This window comes from Saccharopolyspora erythraea (assembly GCF_018141105.1).
GTDB classification, from domain to species: Bacteria; Actinomycetota; Actinomycetes; order Mycobacteriales; family Pseudonocardiaceae; genus Saccharopolyspora_D; species Saccharopolyspora_D erythraea_A.
In genome coordinates this window covers 3,376,695-3,389,633 of the sequence record NZ_CP054839.1, presented here as the reverse complement: position 1 = coordinate 3,389,633, position 12,939 = coordinate 3,376,695, and the positions used below count along the sequence as shown (strand labels likewise).

The following is a 12,939-nucleotide window of genomic DNA, read 5'->3' as shown; positions in this document are numbered from 1 at the left end:
GACGAACGCAAGGAGTCCTGCGCACCGAACCCGGCCGTCTCGTTCACGCTAATCGGACGTGGCGGCCGCAACCGGCCGGTGCCAGGCACGCCAAGCGAGGAGGCCGAACGCCAGCACCATCAGCAGGTCGGCGATGTAGGCGACCCAGTCGGTCCGGAGAACCCGGGCCAGTGGAAACGCGACTGCGGCGAGGCAGACCAGGACCGCGACCCACCGGGGCGCCATTCGGGTCCAACCGAGGAGTACGCCGAATGCCAGCAGGGCCAGCGGGAAGCTCGGCCCCGGTAGCCACAGCAGGAACAAGCTGTGCGGCGGGTATTCGTCCAGGGCGGCCAGGGACACCCGCTCGGTAATGTCGAACACTCCCTCGAAGAACCCCTGCAGTCCGAAGGCGATACTGCCGAACATCCCGATCACCAGCAGCAACAACCACAGTCCCGCCAGGGTGGGCACACGCTCCCGCAACCGCTCGTACTCGCCGATCAACCCGTACACCCACGGCACCATGGACAACGCGATCAGCGTTCCGCCGGTGATCCCGTAATGGCCGTCGACCCAGAAGAACGGCGACAGCGCAAAGATCAGCGGCCCCAGGAGAAGCGCCGCCGCTTGCAATCGTTGCACCACCATGAGCGGAGGCTATGGACACCTGCGTCGAGCTGCCAGCCAGAACAGATCGCATACCGCCCGCGAGGCGATCCCAAGTGACTGGCGACCACGTTGTGCATCGCGCGTCCCCCGCGGTGGCCGGTGGCCTGGCGACGATGATGACCCGGCTCGATCGTCCTGCCGCGCTCATTCGTACTCGCCATCTGTGATCGCATCCCGGAAAGGCGACGGGGTTGACCATGCCCCAAGGGCATGGTGTCGGCTGGCCTCCACAGGACTGCTCCGACCGGATGACGGTCACTGGTCGCGCCGCACCGGCCGGGCCGGTCTGACGGCTCGAACCCCCGGACACCGATCAAGGAGATAGCGACCATGCAGGACAACACGCTGATCGTCGAGGACGTGCTGCTGCTGATGCTCGACGACAAGTACGGCATCCCGGCCGGAGCCGGGACCCTCCACCAGACCTTGGGTGGTGCCGTGCTCGTCGAGCTCGCCCTCCTCGGCAGGATCCAGCCCGAGGGCAGCAGCGCCTGGTACAAGGGCACGAAGGTCGTCGCCGTGGGAGACGGCGCACTTCCCGACCCGCTGCTCCAATCCAGCTACGACACGATCGCGGCACGTCCCCGGCAGGTCCAGACGTTGCTGGTCACGATCGGTTCCGGGCTCTGGAAGCCGGTGACCGAACGCCTCGTCCAGCGCGGACTGCTCCGTCGGGAGCGCACGCGCTTCCTCGGGCTGTTCCCGACGACGAGCTTGCCCGCCGCGGACACCGGGCACGAACCCGCGCTACGCGAGCAGATGCGCTCAGCCCTGGAACACGGCGAGAGCCCCGATGCCCGCCTCGCAGCGATCACCGCCCTCATCTCGGCCAGCGGCACTCTGCCGAGCCTGGACCCCGTCCCGAAGTGGTCGAGCGCGGTCGCGACCCGCGCGAAGGAACTCGAGCAGGGCAACTGGGGAGCGGCGGCGGTGAACAGCGCGGTGACCCGCATCGCCGCGTCCTTCTCCGCCGCCAGTGCCGCCGCAGTCGTCACGACCCTCTCCTGACTGCTGCATGACGGTTCCCGATCCATCCGAGGACGCGTCCACTCTGGACACCCACGCCTACGATCGAACAGAGGTCGGACTACAGGGCGATCCCGGCCCGCACTCCGTCGGATATGGCGTTCCGGAGCAAGCGAGGCGCCTTGGCATCGCCGACTACGTGGACAGGCATCTCAGGGGCCGTCGCGCTCAGATGTCCGTGGAGCTCGCCGAGCGGGCGCCGGTACCCGACGAACACCACGAGCTGGTACGCCTCGGCCTCGATCGGTTCCTCCGTCCAGGCATCACGCAGCAGCAGCCGGCCGTCCCCGACACCTGCGAGCTGCTGGTCAGGGAGGACCCGCGTGGTCGAAGCACGCAGCCGTTGCTCCAGCTCGGGACGGTTGGGCGGTTCGAGGTGCGTCAACGGGGACTCGTGCGGCGTGGCGAGCGTGACGGCCACTCCCCGGCCGGCGAGGAGGAGTGCGGCGTCGGCACCTCGTCGATGTCCTTCGGCGTCGTAGACCAGAACACGCGCACCGGCCCGCGGCTCCGCGGTGCCGTCGAACAGCTCGAACTCGGTCACCGACGGACAGTCCAGGCCGGCGGCCTCCGGTGGCACGAACGCGGTCGAACCTGCAGCGATGACCACAGCGTCGACGCCATCCTCGACGATCCGGTCGACGTCGGCCGGGGACAGCTCGGACTCCAGGCGGATCTCGACTCCGAGCCGGTGGATCTCGCGTTCCAGCCAGTCGACGTGGCGAGCCAGGTGCGGGCGGTTGCCGACGGTGGAGGCCAACCGCACCTGGCCTCCGAGCCTGCCGGTCCGCTCGTGGATGGTGACCGCGTGGCCCCGCGTGGCGGCGATCCGGGCGGCTTCCAGACCGGCGGGGCCCGCCCCCACCACGACGATCCGTCGCGGGACGGCCGCGGAGGCGAAAGCGTCCAGGCCCTCCTCCCCCACGCTCGGGTTGACCGTGCACGCCAGCGCGTGGCCGACGACAACACGGCGGCAGCCCTCGTTGATCGCGATGCAGGGCCGGACCCGGTCGGCGGCACCGGCGGCCAGCCGTGCCGGCAGGTCGGGGTCCGCGATGAGCGCACGGGTCATACCGACCAGGTCCGCGTCACCCGCGGAAATGGTCCGCTCCCCGAGGTCGGCGTCGAGAACCCGCCCGGCGACGAGAACCGGCTGGCCGACCCGCTCGCGGAAATCGCGGCCGAGGTGGTTGTAGCAGGCCGGGGACATCGCTTCGGTGGGCACGGTCGCGGCGTGGCCGCGGGCGGTCATGCCGCTGCCGCCCGACACGCTGAACAGGTCGATCCCTGGATGGCCGCTCATCGCCCCGGCGATGTCCAGCAGGTCCGCGGGACTGAGCCCGGTAGCCGTGGAAAGCGCGTCGCCGGACATCCGGAAGGAGACGACGAAGTCGTCGGGCACGGCGGAGGCGACCGCATCCAGCACCTCGCGGCCGAAGCGAAGCCGGTTGTCCGGCGATCCGCCGTAGCGGTCGGTGCGCCGGTTGAGCACCGGACTCCAGAACATCTCGATGAGGTGGCTTCCGAAGGCCGTGACCTCGATGCCGTCGAACCCGCAGCGGTGCAGCCGCCGCGCGGCCTCGGCGTAGGCCCGCAGGACGTCCTGGATCTGGGACTCCCCCAACTCGTCCGGCGCGCCATGCCCACCGCCGGCCGCACCGTGCGACGGGGCCACGAGCCACGGGTCACGCCCCATCGGGCTTTCCCGGACCGAGCGGTGCGAAGCCTGGCAGAGCAGGACCGCACCGTGGCGGGTGACCCGGTCGGCCAGATCTGCGAGCAGCGGCTCGTTCTCGGGGGCCCAGAGAGCGATCATGCCGGGGTTCGCGGCGTCCTGGTGCACCGAGGCGGAGCCGCCTGTGACGATCAGGCCCGCGCCGCCTGCGGCACGCCGCTCGTAGTGACCGATGAGCCGCTCCGTGATCCGGCCGTCCCGCGCGAGCTTGTCGCCATGCGCCGTCAGCGCGATCCGGTTCCTGAGAGTGCGGCCCGCGAGGGTGAACGGACTCAGCAGTGCTTCGTGCGAGGTGGACATCGTTGCCCTCCGGTACGGCCTCGGCAAGAAGAGGTGGCTGGTTGCCAGGAACGCTAGGTCGCGCCACGATCGAAGTCACGTCGAAGTATTCGGCTTCAAACATCGAAAGCGTTCATGTGCTGGTTCCCGAAGAGATCGAGACGTTCCTCGCAATCGCCCGCTTCGGCAGCCTCGGCGCGGCCGCCGAAGCGCTGCACGCCTCCCAGTCGACGGTGAGCTACCGGCTGCAGGCGCTGGAGCGCCGCATGGGGCAGCGACTGGTCGAACGCGCCCGCGGCGACAAGCGCACGACCCTCTCCACGGCCGGGGAGAACTTCCTCGCCGTCGCCGAGCGGTGGGAGGACCTGGCCGAGGAGACGCGGCGGATCCGCAACCGGCACCACGTTCCGGTGCGCATCGGGGCAGCGGACGCGATCGCGATCCACGTGCTTCCACCGGTGCTGCGCGAACTGGCGCAGGACCCCACCGCTCCTCGGATCACCGTGGAGACCGCCACCGGGCCCGTCGTGAGCGACCGGGTCGCGCTGAGCCATCTCGACGTCGGTTTCGTCTTCTTCGAACGCGTGCACGCCGACCTGCGCGTGGAGCCGGTCGCGACCAGCGAGATGAGGCTGTTCCTCGCGCGGGGCTTCGAGACCGGTGCCGTCGACGGCCACCCCGTTTCGTTGCAGGACCTGCGACTGGACCGGGAGGTGCGGCTGCCCTGGGGACCCGACCTGCTGGCATGGCGGCAACGTTTCCCGTGGGCCGAGCCGCTGGCCGAGGTCGCCAAGGCGTTCGCGCTCTGGCCTTTCCTCCAGGCACCCGACGTGTGGGCGGTCGCTCCGGCCTTCCTGGCCGCGGACCTGGTGGAACGCACCGGCTGCACGGTCCACCCGGTTGTCGAAGATCCACCCGCTCGCACCATCTACCGGATCACGCACCGCAAGCCCAGAGCGACCATCGCGCACGCCGTCCGAACCGTGGAACGCACCTGGGCGCGGGTCGCGTCGCAGGTCGGCAGGTCCGGAACCGGCCTACACCTGGTCGACGGCCGAGAAGCTTGAAGACCTCGCAACAACTGCGGGTCGCGCCGGGTCAACTCGCCCTGGTACCCGTGGAAACACACCGCAGACCGCGTTTCGCCAACGAACGAAGAGGATTCCATGCACTCGGATGCCAGCAGCGACCACGTCATCGTCGGGGCCGGTTCGGCCGGCAGCGCACTGGCACGCCGGCTCGTCGACGCGGGCCGATCCCTCCATGTCCTGGTGCGTCGACCAGTTCCCCGACCTCGGTGTGCGGCAGCGACCGGGCCGACGTCGGACAGGGTGTGGCAGCGACGGGGCGACGTCGCACAAGCTGATCATGCCGACGAGTCTGAGTGCCGCGATGGCGGCCTGAGCCTGGAACTCGCCCAGCCGGTCGCGGGCGAGGGCCGCCTGCGGCCGAGGGGCACAGCGGGCGGAGGGCCAGCGCTCGCACATTGCTGTCTGCCGACCCGGGGTGGCGAACCGACCGAGTGCAGGATGTGCACGGACCACCTGCGGCTCACGTCGGTGACGGAGCCGCTTCTGTGTGGGCGTTGAACACGAGCTCCCAGACGTGTCCGTCCGGGTCCGTGAAGTACCCGGTGTAGGACCCGTCGTGGTCCCCGGCCGGCTGCGGAGCTGATCCGCCTGCTGCTGCGGCACGAACGAGGATGTCGTCGACCTCCTGTTGGCTGCCGATGGCGCACGAGATGATGCACCCGGCCGCCGCAGACGGATCACGAGGAGCAACGCCGGCGCGGCCGCTGTATTTCGCGAACTCGTCCCGGCCAACGAGGAACAGGGAGAGGTTCGGCAACTCGAACAACATGATGCCGTCGTCGATGCCGTCGGTGGTCAACCCCAGACCGTCTCTGTAAAAGCGCAGTGATCTGTCCAGATCGACGACTGGCAGTGAAACAACGGTGGTCTTGGGTTTCACGCTTTCTCCTCATCTGACGGTGCAGGGCAGTCTAGAAATCCAGTTCGAGTGATCGCCACTCTATGCGTCAAGATTGTCGGCAGGGACGACCTGCGATGACCGAGCGCCGAACACCGCCTACCTCGAATGCTGAAGGCCGGGGTCCGATACGGCGGCTCAGGCGAGAATCTCGACGTACCCGTCGGTGCCGTTGACACGGATCCGCTGCCCGTCCTGGATGAGCCGGGTGGCTCGCTCCACGCCCACGACGGCCGGCAGCCCGTACTCCCGCGCGATCACCGCGCCGTGCGTCATCAGGCCGCCTACCTCCGTCACCAGACCGTCGACGGCGACGAACAAGGGAGTCCAGCTGGGGTCGGTGCAGGCGGTGACCAGGATGTCGTCCGCCTCGAGGTCGGCCTGCGCCATGTCCACGACGACACGGGCCCGGCCCTCGACGGTGCCGGCCGAGACCGGCAGGCCGGCCAGAGCGCCGGGCGGGGCGTCGTCGCGCCGGTACTCGCCGGTGATGGCCTCACCGTCGGATGTGAGGACCCGGGGCGGCGTGAGCGCTTCGTAGGACCGGAACGCTTCCCGCCTCTCCTGGACAAGTTTGTCGTCCACGTTGTTGGTGCGCACGACGTCGTGGAACTCCTGGATCCGGAGGTAGAAGATGTCAGCGTGCGGATCGTCGCGCGGTCGTCCGGCTCCACGCGCGACAGCAGGTCGAGCTGATCGTCGATCGACGACGCCTGGGCCACGACCCGCCGGAAGGCGCCCGTCGTCACGCAGAGGCCGTCCGGCACGCGAACGCCGTCGATCCGCGAGAGCTCGCCCAGGTGCACCCCCTTTCCCCCGACGTCCGCGACGTTCGTCCGGTCGATCTGCTCGAAGGCCATCACGTAGCCCAAGTCCTTCGCTCCATCGTCCGTCGGGTTGGTTCGCGACGGGCAGTATGGAACAGAATCCCGGGCAAGCCACGGGCACGGGCAATGCTGGCCCAAGGGCACTTCGCCTCTACCGTCCACCCGTTGCCGGGCCAATGGTTGCGATTGCCTGCCCGTGTGGACGGAAGGGCCGACCGGTGCCCCCAGTGGTCAGCCCGCGCGTCTGAGAATCGACGATGACCCGCCCACGGGCAGGCCCCGCCCGGATAGGCCCCGATCGATACCAACCCCTCCTCGGCACTATGCCGGGCACGCGCCCCCAGCCAGAGATGGGCCGGGGGCGCTCGGCGGGCAGAGAATGACTTGCGAACGGCGCCGAACTCACGGCGCGCCGGGCTGAACCCTGGCAGCAGTGGTCGTGTCCGCCGTCCCGGTATGGGCCCACCGTGACGCGGCAGCGCGGAATCAGCCGCAATCGGAGTCGATCGTCCCCACGGGCCGGCCGTTCAACTCGACCAGCGAGACGTCGTCGAGTGGATAGCCGTATCCCGCCTCCTGGGTGTCGCCGCCGTAGTGCGGCTCCTCATAGAGCACGGCTATGCAGGCCAGCCCCTCGGGCAGCCCGGGAAGTCGTGCCGACCGGGGGTGGATCAGCGGATCCACGTTCTCCTCGTGGACGAGCGCGACGTTCCCGTTCGGGTGGACAACCACCTCCCTCCTGAACAAGATCTCCCCGGTCTGATGAGCACCGGAGTAAAGGCAGAACTCACGACTGCCGCAGCTGGCCGCCACATCGGGAGCGGCCGCCTGGCCGGCCGTCACCGCCTTCTCGGCGGCGGTGGCGTGACTGGAGCTGCCGACCCCGACGGTGGAGACGAGCGCCGCCAGGACGACGGCAGAGAATCGCATCTTCTGTACGGACATGTGTTCCCCTTCAGTTTTCGCTTCATTACACGGCAGAGCCGGAGCTGACGACGGAGCGCGCATGCTTCACCTGAGTACAGCCCCACATTCCGCTTCACGTCGTCGAGCGGCCGGTTGAAGTTCCAGACCGGCCATTTGGGCAGCAATTGTCTTCCTTCCTGATCCCTGACTCGAAGCCGACAGACGTCATGCAACCACAATCAGTGAAATACGGCATCGAACCCGCGTGCCAGCTCACTTGAATGGGCGACGCAGATAGTTCATACGGGCGCAGACCGAACGGCAATTCCCGCGACCCGAAGACCTGAACGACAGCTCACAATTGCGATCAGTTAGCGGAATATTCCATTCCAGCCAGCGGCTTCCGGCTCCAGAAGAATATGCGACTCGAATTGTTCGCACACCCACTTGGGCGCCTACCGCACTCAACAGGGACAACAGCCAGCCAACCCACTACGCGCCGCGGCGCTGGGACGCCCGCAGCCGCCGATAGTGATCCTGATGCTCGTCGGCGCAATACGCTTGCCGTACCACGCCGTGAATGAATGGTCCACATAGGACATCTAGACGACGGTGACTTTGGGATAGCGACGGATCACGTCACCGGCGCGGTGCCGTGCCTCGGCGCCGATGGCCATGGCCAGTCGCCCGCGGGTCTCGTGCAGGCCCCAATCGTCCTCGCCGTCGCGGTAGAACGCGTACGCGGCACGGAACTGCTCGGGCATTCCGATCACGATGTCGGCCAGGTACTCCGTACTGCGCTGCTCGACCGTCGGCTCGACTGCCAACCTGGCGACGGTGAGGCCGCTGATTTCGGACACCGCGGTGCACATGTCGAAGCATTCGTCGACGATCGCCGGGTCGGGGGCCATGACGTGCACGCCACCGCCATGCCCGGGCTCGCCCGCCGAGGTCCGTGACCTGGTCGCGTAGAGCTGGGCGACCACAAGCGCGGACGCCAGCTTGTCCCGGCCGGACAGCCGCAGAAGCATTCCGCTGTCTCCCATGCTGCACGCCACCGCAGCCGCGAGCTGATCCCTACCGACCTGGATCCCCAGCGTCCGCCGGATCATCTCGCTTATCAGACCGATCAGCTCGATCCGGCTTTTCCTGTCGAAGTCCGAGTCGCCCAGCAGCTGGGCCCGCTCGGTGTAGGTCCGCCTCGCCGCTCCGAGTAGCACCTGCCGTGCGGCGATCAGCGCCCGCAGCGGGTTTTTCCGCAGCCGTTTGCGCAGATCCAGCGCCGTGGTCACGCCGATCGTGTGCCATTCCTTCGCATCCAGCACTTCTCGAGCGGGCGGCGAGATTGGGAAGTGCCAGCCGTGCGCCTTGCCCGCCCCATCGGTGATGTGCGCCGATACGCGATCCTCGTCCACCACGAGCGACAGAGCGGGCCGCGCGATCACCGCGTCGAAACGGTCGGTGCCCATTCCGACCGCAGCGAACCGATCCAGCGTGGCCACCCGCCATCGCGCGTCGTCTCTGCGCAGCGATGCGTATTCGAGGTACGGGTTGATCAGGACTACCAGTGCGTTGGTGATCCGCAAGAGGAATGGGTTCGCCCGCCAGGTGACGTGCGGGAACGCACTGAACTCAGCTTCGGTGGCGGGCGAGTACTCCAGCCAGCGTGGTTTCCGGCAGCCGCGATGGTGCAGCGACACGTCAGCGATGTTGGCCACTTCCTGCACCGCCAGCGCCGGTTTCTCCCATCGCCCGAACGGTCGGCCGCACGTCTGGCAGTCCACCGGCCAGAGGTTGGCGCGCAGCTCGGCAAGCACCTCGGCGCCCAGCCTGGTCTGGGTGCTCGGATCGATCAGAAGCCTGGACACCGCCATCGCACGCCCGCCTCTCGCCTACGGCACGTCGTCGTCACTCCACACCGATAAGCACCCTACGGCTGCGGCTGACCGGTTGAGGTGGTATCCGTGCCTTTCCCGTCGCGACCCGAGTGCCCGGCGAGATACTGGTCTGACATCGAACCTTCACGGGCGACTGATGGGTGCTGACGTCCTGGCGACCTCCTGCACGACACCAGCAATGGCAAGGTTGCGCTCGGTGAGCGTGCCCAAGGCGAGGTTGAAGCTCTTGCGGGTGCCGTCACGAGATGCCGCGCCACCGCCCCGATGGCCCGGAAGTGAGCCGCCAGGCAGACATCCGCTGCACACGAGCACACCTGACGGTTACGTCAGGATGATCACCGACACGCTATTGCGCCGACGTGGGCCGAGCGCTAGGCTCAGCATTTGAACTGAATTCGGTTAATGCGAATTCAGCGATAGCTCGAACTGACGACAGGCCACTGATGCGGGAGTTCTACAAGGCGACGATGTGCATGCGCCGGGCGGCGTTGTACGCGGCCGGAGGAACTCTCGAGCCCGCCGAGCTGACATCCGACGGCTTCTTCCCTGCGAACGCCCCTCTGGCCGTGACCGCCGATGGCGGGCATATCTCACTCGGTCGGATCACCGCGCATCGCGCGGCGGGCCCGCCCGCGACGGGGTGGCCGGAGTTCGTGTTCGCCGTGAAGGAACTACCGCAGACCAGGGTCGGCAAGCTCGATCGTGCCGGCGCAAAGGAACTTTCCGATCGCCGAAGGAGGCGCAGGGTGGTTGACCTGCTCGTGATAGGCGCCGGCATGGCCGGGCTCACCGCAGCGGCTCGCGCTGTCCACCATGGACTATCCGTTGTCGTGGCCGAGGCCGGTGAGGATGTCGGTGGCTCGGCACGCTTCGCGGGGTACGCCTGGACGGCACCGAGCCACGACGTCATGGCCGAGCACAACCCCCGAGGGGACACCGCCCTCAAGCGTGCACTGGTCGATCGGTTCGCCGACGGCATAGAGTGGATCCGATCGACCGGTGTCGAAGCCAAAGACGCACAGCGGATTCTGAGTTTCGGCATGGGGCACCAGTTCGACACGAATCATTACCTCGACACCTGCCGACACCTCGTGACGGCCGCCGGCGGCGAGATACTGCTGCGAACCGAAGCCGATCACCTCCTGGTTGAGGACGGCTCTGTCGTGGGCGCGGAACTGGGGTCCGCGGACGGCGCGCACCGCACCGTGCGGGCCCGATCGACGATGCTCGCCACTGGTGGATTTCAGGGTGACGTCGAGCTTCTCCGCGCCCATGTCCACCCGAACGCTGACCGGATGCAACTTCGTTCGAACCCGCACAGCCGCGGTGGCGGCTACCGCTTGGCCACGGCCGCGGGCGCCGCTACCGGGCCAGACGGCGCCGGGTTCTACGGCCACCTCATCCCCAGCGGAATCGCGTTCGCAGACCCAGCCGACTTCGTGGACTTGTCGTTGTACTACAGCGAACACGCGCTGCTGTTCAATGTGCATGGTTCCCGGTTCGTCGATGAGACACTCGGTGATCACCTCACCACCATGGCGCTGCTCGAGCAGCCGGAGGGCCGGGGCCTGCTGGTGGCCGATTCACGAGTCTTCCGCGACTGGATCACCGGGTCCTATGTCGAGGGTGGGGTTGCGGTCGACAAGTTTTCGCTGGCCAGTAAGCGTGGTGGACGGGTTGGCCTGGCCGAGGAACTGGACGAACTGGCCTACCTTCCCGAAGAGTGGGGCTATCCGGCGGAAGTGATCCGCGACGGGGTGCGCCGGTTCAACGAGCAAGCCGCGGGTGGATACGCACCAGAGCGGGCGTTGGATCCGCTCCCGCTGAACGAGCCGCCTTACTACGTGATCGAAGCGGAACCCGCGATTACGTTCCCATTCCACGGCATCCGCATCGACGATCGCGCCCGCGTACTCGACAGCGCAGGCTCGGTGCTGTCCGGCCTCCTCGCCGCCGGGTCGGACACGGGCGGGTTGTGGCACCGCGCATATGCTGGCGGGCTCGCGTCCGCGCTGGTATTCGGACTCACCGCCGCGGACACGGCGGCCGGCCGGTAGAGGGAGCGCACGACTCAGGCCCGCAGGGGCATAGAAGCGGTAGCGCTTCTACGCCCCTACGGGAGCTCCCAACGTCGCCCTGACGCTGGACGACGTCGGTTTCGGCCATGCGAGCTGCTTTGGCAGCTCTGTAGCCCACGCCCGAGCGTCTATCATCCCCGATTGGGGTTCTGCAGCGTTCCGGAGCTGGCAGTCCCGTACGCCCGCAGCACGGGTGCCGGCAGCCAATCCCCCCGGGTGACGGCGTCACCCGGGGAGTAAATGCGCAGGATCAGGTAAAAGTCGCCGTCTGGGCACGGGAGCCAGTTGGGCACCTTCGGATCGTTCCGGGCGATCACGATCCGGACCGCCCCCGCCGGCCCGGAAGCTTCCAGCTTGGCGCTGCCGACGCAGTAGCGGCCGAGCGGATTGTCAAAGACACGCCCTGTCTCGACGTGGTAGAGGGTCACGCTCCAGAATGCGCCGTGCGGCGGCGGCACGTCGAAGGTCAGGGTGTAGTCGCCCTGACGTCCGGCCAGCTGGTTCCCCTCCGCGTCGACATGGGTGTTGAAGGATGTGTTCTCCTCGGCGACGTTGGCGCCGAGCCCGACGTGGTTCATCACCGCGCGCGCGAGAAAGTTGTGCCCGTGTGCTCCCTTGTCGAGAACGCGTGTCCAACCAGTGCCCGTTTCCACCCCCAACTGGCGTCGAGCCGACCTCAGCATGGCCATCGCCGCATCGAAGCCGGCCGCCATTCCGTCAGCGGTCTCCGGATCGAGGACGGCCGGGTCCCACGGCTCGTGGCCCAGCAGACCGAGCGTGCGGAACTGGTGAACGCAGGCGTGCTCCTCACGGGGGTACATGTTCAGCCGGATCGCCGCGTCGAGCGCACGGAAGTACTCCTGCCAGTCCTTTTCGACCGACTGCGGATCGACGAGCGGCCCGTACGCGGTGTCGGCACCTGGGGTCGGCGCGATCGTGACGGCGTTCTGGAGCTCGTGCACGACGGCCACCTCGCCGCCGACCACCTGGATCCGCATCAGCAACCACATGACGGTGGTCGGGACACGCACGACCGTCACCCCTTCAGGTGCCGCCCCGGTCCACTGCGCCGAGACCAGCCAGTAGCGAGCGGCAGCCGAGCCGACGGTGCGGTTGCTGATGTTGAGGGCGTTGCTGTAGGCATCGACCAGTTGGACCGTGAAGTAGCGGTCTCCGAATTCCGGCGTCCGCAGCTCCACCGCCTGCCCCCGCAAATCCAGCCATGCCGTGGAATAGAGGGTATCCACGTTCGGCGCACGGAACGCGGTGAAGTCCGGTCCAACCGGGGCGCGCTCGTGCCGGAACTTTCCCATCCCGGGAGTCGCTCCCGGGACTAGGGCGTCCGCGCACATCCGCGCGTACTGCAGCGCCGCCGGCAACCCGTACACCACCGCCTGAAGGCTCAGACTCTCCGTCCAGCGCCTTCGCCAAGCCGCCTCGGCCGGCACGATGTCCGGGTGCTCAGCCCTGCCGAGCTGTTCGACATCGGACGTGTCGTAGCCGTGCGAATCCATGCTCACCTGCTCGATCACACTCGACTCCAGCCCGCG

General features: G+C 67.9%; 10 protein-coding genes and 1 pseudogene. 3 read left to right on the top strand and 8 right to left on the bottom strand.

The genetic code is table 11. From position 1 onward, the window contains the following. Positions 1 to 48: 48 nt before the first annotated feature. Entirely contained in the window at positions 49 to 630 is a 582-nt protein-coding gene (locus HUO13_RS15505; RefSeq protein ID WP_211902039.1) for a hypothetical protein, read from the bottom strand. Positions 631 to 981: 351 nt separating this feature from the next. On the opposite strand from HUO13_RS15505, the gene HUO13_RS15500 reads away from it, so the two are divergent. Continuing rightward, the gene (locus HUO13_RS15500) at positions 982 to 1,659 is read left to right on the top strand and encodes a GOLPH3/VPS74 family protein (RefSeq protein WP_211902038.1); all 678 of its coding nucleotides are present in this window, start codon (positions 982 to 984) and stop codon (positions 1,657 to 1,659) included. Between the two features lie 79 nt (positions 1,660 to 1,738). On the opposite strand, the gene HUO13_RS15495 is transcribed toward HUO13_RS15500, so the two are convergent. After that, positions 1,739 to 3,712: an FAD-dependent oxidoreductase gene (locus tag HUO13_RS15495; RefSeq protein ID WP_211902037.1), complete on the bottom strand. Its 1,974-nt coding sequence runs from the start codon at positions 3,710 to 3,712 to the stop codon at positions 1,739 to 1,741. 116 nt (positions 3,713 to 3,828) lie between these two features. Between HUO13_RS15495 and HUO13_RS15490 the strand changes: the two genes are divergently transcribed. Further along, on the top strand, positions 3,829 to 4,758 hold the full coding sequence (locus HUO13_RS15490) for a LysR family transcriptional regulator (protein WP_211902036.1): 930 nt from the start codon (positions 3,829 to 3,831) through the stop codon (positions 4,756 to 4,758). Between the two features lie 484 nt (positions 4,759 to 5,242). Here the strand turns inward: HUO13_RS15490 and HUO13_RS15485 are convergent, their stop codons facing one another. From HUO13_RS15485 to HUO13_RS15465, 5 genes and pseudogenes are all read right to left on the bottom strand, one after another. Next, entirely contained in the window at positions 5,243 to 5,662 is a 420-nt protein-coding gene (locus tag HUO13_RS15485; RefSeq protein WP_211902035.1) for a VOC family protein, read from the bottom strand. A 156-nt stretch (positions 5,663 to 5,818) separates the two neighbouring features. Continuing rightward, positions 5,819 to 6,280 carry a PEP-utilizing enzyme gene (locus HUO13_RS15480; RefSeq protein ID WP_249124865.1) on the bottom strand — a complete coding sequence of 154 codons (462 nt, stop codon included), beginning with the start codon at positions 6,278 to 6,280 and terminating at the stop codon, positions 5,819 to 5,821. A gap of 53 nt (positions 6,281 to 6,333) precedes the next feature. After that, positions 6,334 to 6,540 (bottom strand): annotated as a pseudogene (locus tag HUO13_RS38355) (PEP/pyruvate-binding domain-containing protein); the annotation flags it as partial. 453 nt (positions 6,541 to 6,993) lie between these two features. Continuing rightward, positions 6,994 to 7,452 (bottom strand): hypothetical protein, encoded by a 459-nt coding sequence (locus HUO13_RS15470; protein WP_211902034.1) that lies wholly within the window; start codon positions 7,450 to 7,452, stop codon positions 6,994 to 6,996. Positions 7,453 to 8,015: 563 nt separating this feature from the next. Continuing rightward, the gene (locus HUO13_RS15465; RefSeq protein WP_211902033.1) at positions 8,016 to 9,287 is read right to left on the bottom strand and encodes a hypothetical protein; all 1,272 of its coding nucleotides are present in this window, start codon (positions 9,285 to 9,287) and stop codon (positions 8,016 to 8,018) included. 467 nt (positions 9,288 to 9,754) lie between these two features. On the opposite strand from HUO13_RS15465, the gene HUO13_RS15460 reads away from it, so the two are divergent. Continuing rightward, the gene (locus HUO13_RS15460) at positions 9,755 to 11,368 is read left to right on the top strand and encodes an FAD-dependent oxidoreductase (RefSeq protein WP_249124862.1); all 1,614 of its coding nucleotides are present in this window, start codon (positions 9,755 to 9,757) and stop codon (positions 11,366 to 11,368) included. 152 nt (positions 11,369 to 11,520) lie between these two features. On the opposite strand, the gene HUO13_RS15455 is transcribed toward HUO13_RS15460, so the two are convergent. Continuing rightward, positions 11,521 to 12,921: a DUF1254 domain-containing protein gene (locus HUO13_RS15455; RefSeq protein WP_211902032.1), complete on the bottom strand. Its 1,401-nt coding sequence runs from the start codon at positions 12,919 to 12,921 to the stop codon at positions 11,521 to 11,523. Between the last annotated feature and the right edge of the window lie 18 nt (positions 12,922 to 12,939).

Bases quoted from the DNA above. Each gene is read 5' to 3' on its own strand.
- HUO13_RS15505 (WP_211902039.1), bottom strand. From the start codon at position 630: ATGGTGGTGCAACGATTGCAAGCGGCGGCGCTTCTCCTGGGGCCGCTG.
- HUO13_RS15460 (WP_249124862.1), top strand. From the start codon at position 9,755: ATGCGGGAGTTCTACAAGGCGACGATGTGCATGCGCCGGGCGGCGTTG.
- HUO13_RS15500 (WP_211902038.1), top strand. From the start codon at position 982: ATGCAGGACAACACGCTGATCGTCGAGGACGTGCTGCTGCTGATGCTC.
- HUO13_RS15495 (WP_211902037.1), bottom strand. From the start codon at position 3,712: ATGTCCACCTCGCACGAAGCACTGCTGAGTCCGTTCACCCTCGCGGGC.
- HUO13_RS15465 (WP_211902033.1), bottom strand. From the start codon at position 9,287: ATGGCGGTGTCCAGGCTTCTGATCGATCCGAGCACCCAGACCAGGCTG.
- HUO13_RS15470 (WP_211902034.1), bottom strand. From the start codon at position 7,452: ATGTCCGTACAGAAGATGCGATTCTCTGCCGTCGTCCTGGCGGCGCTC.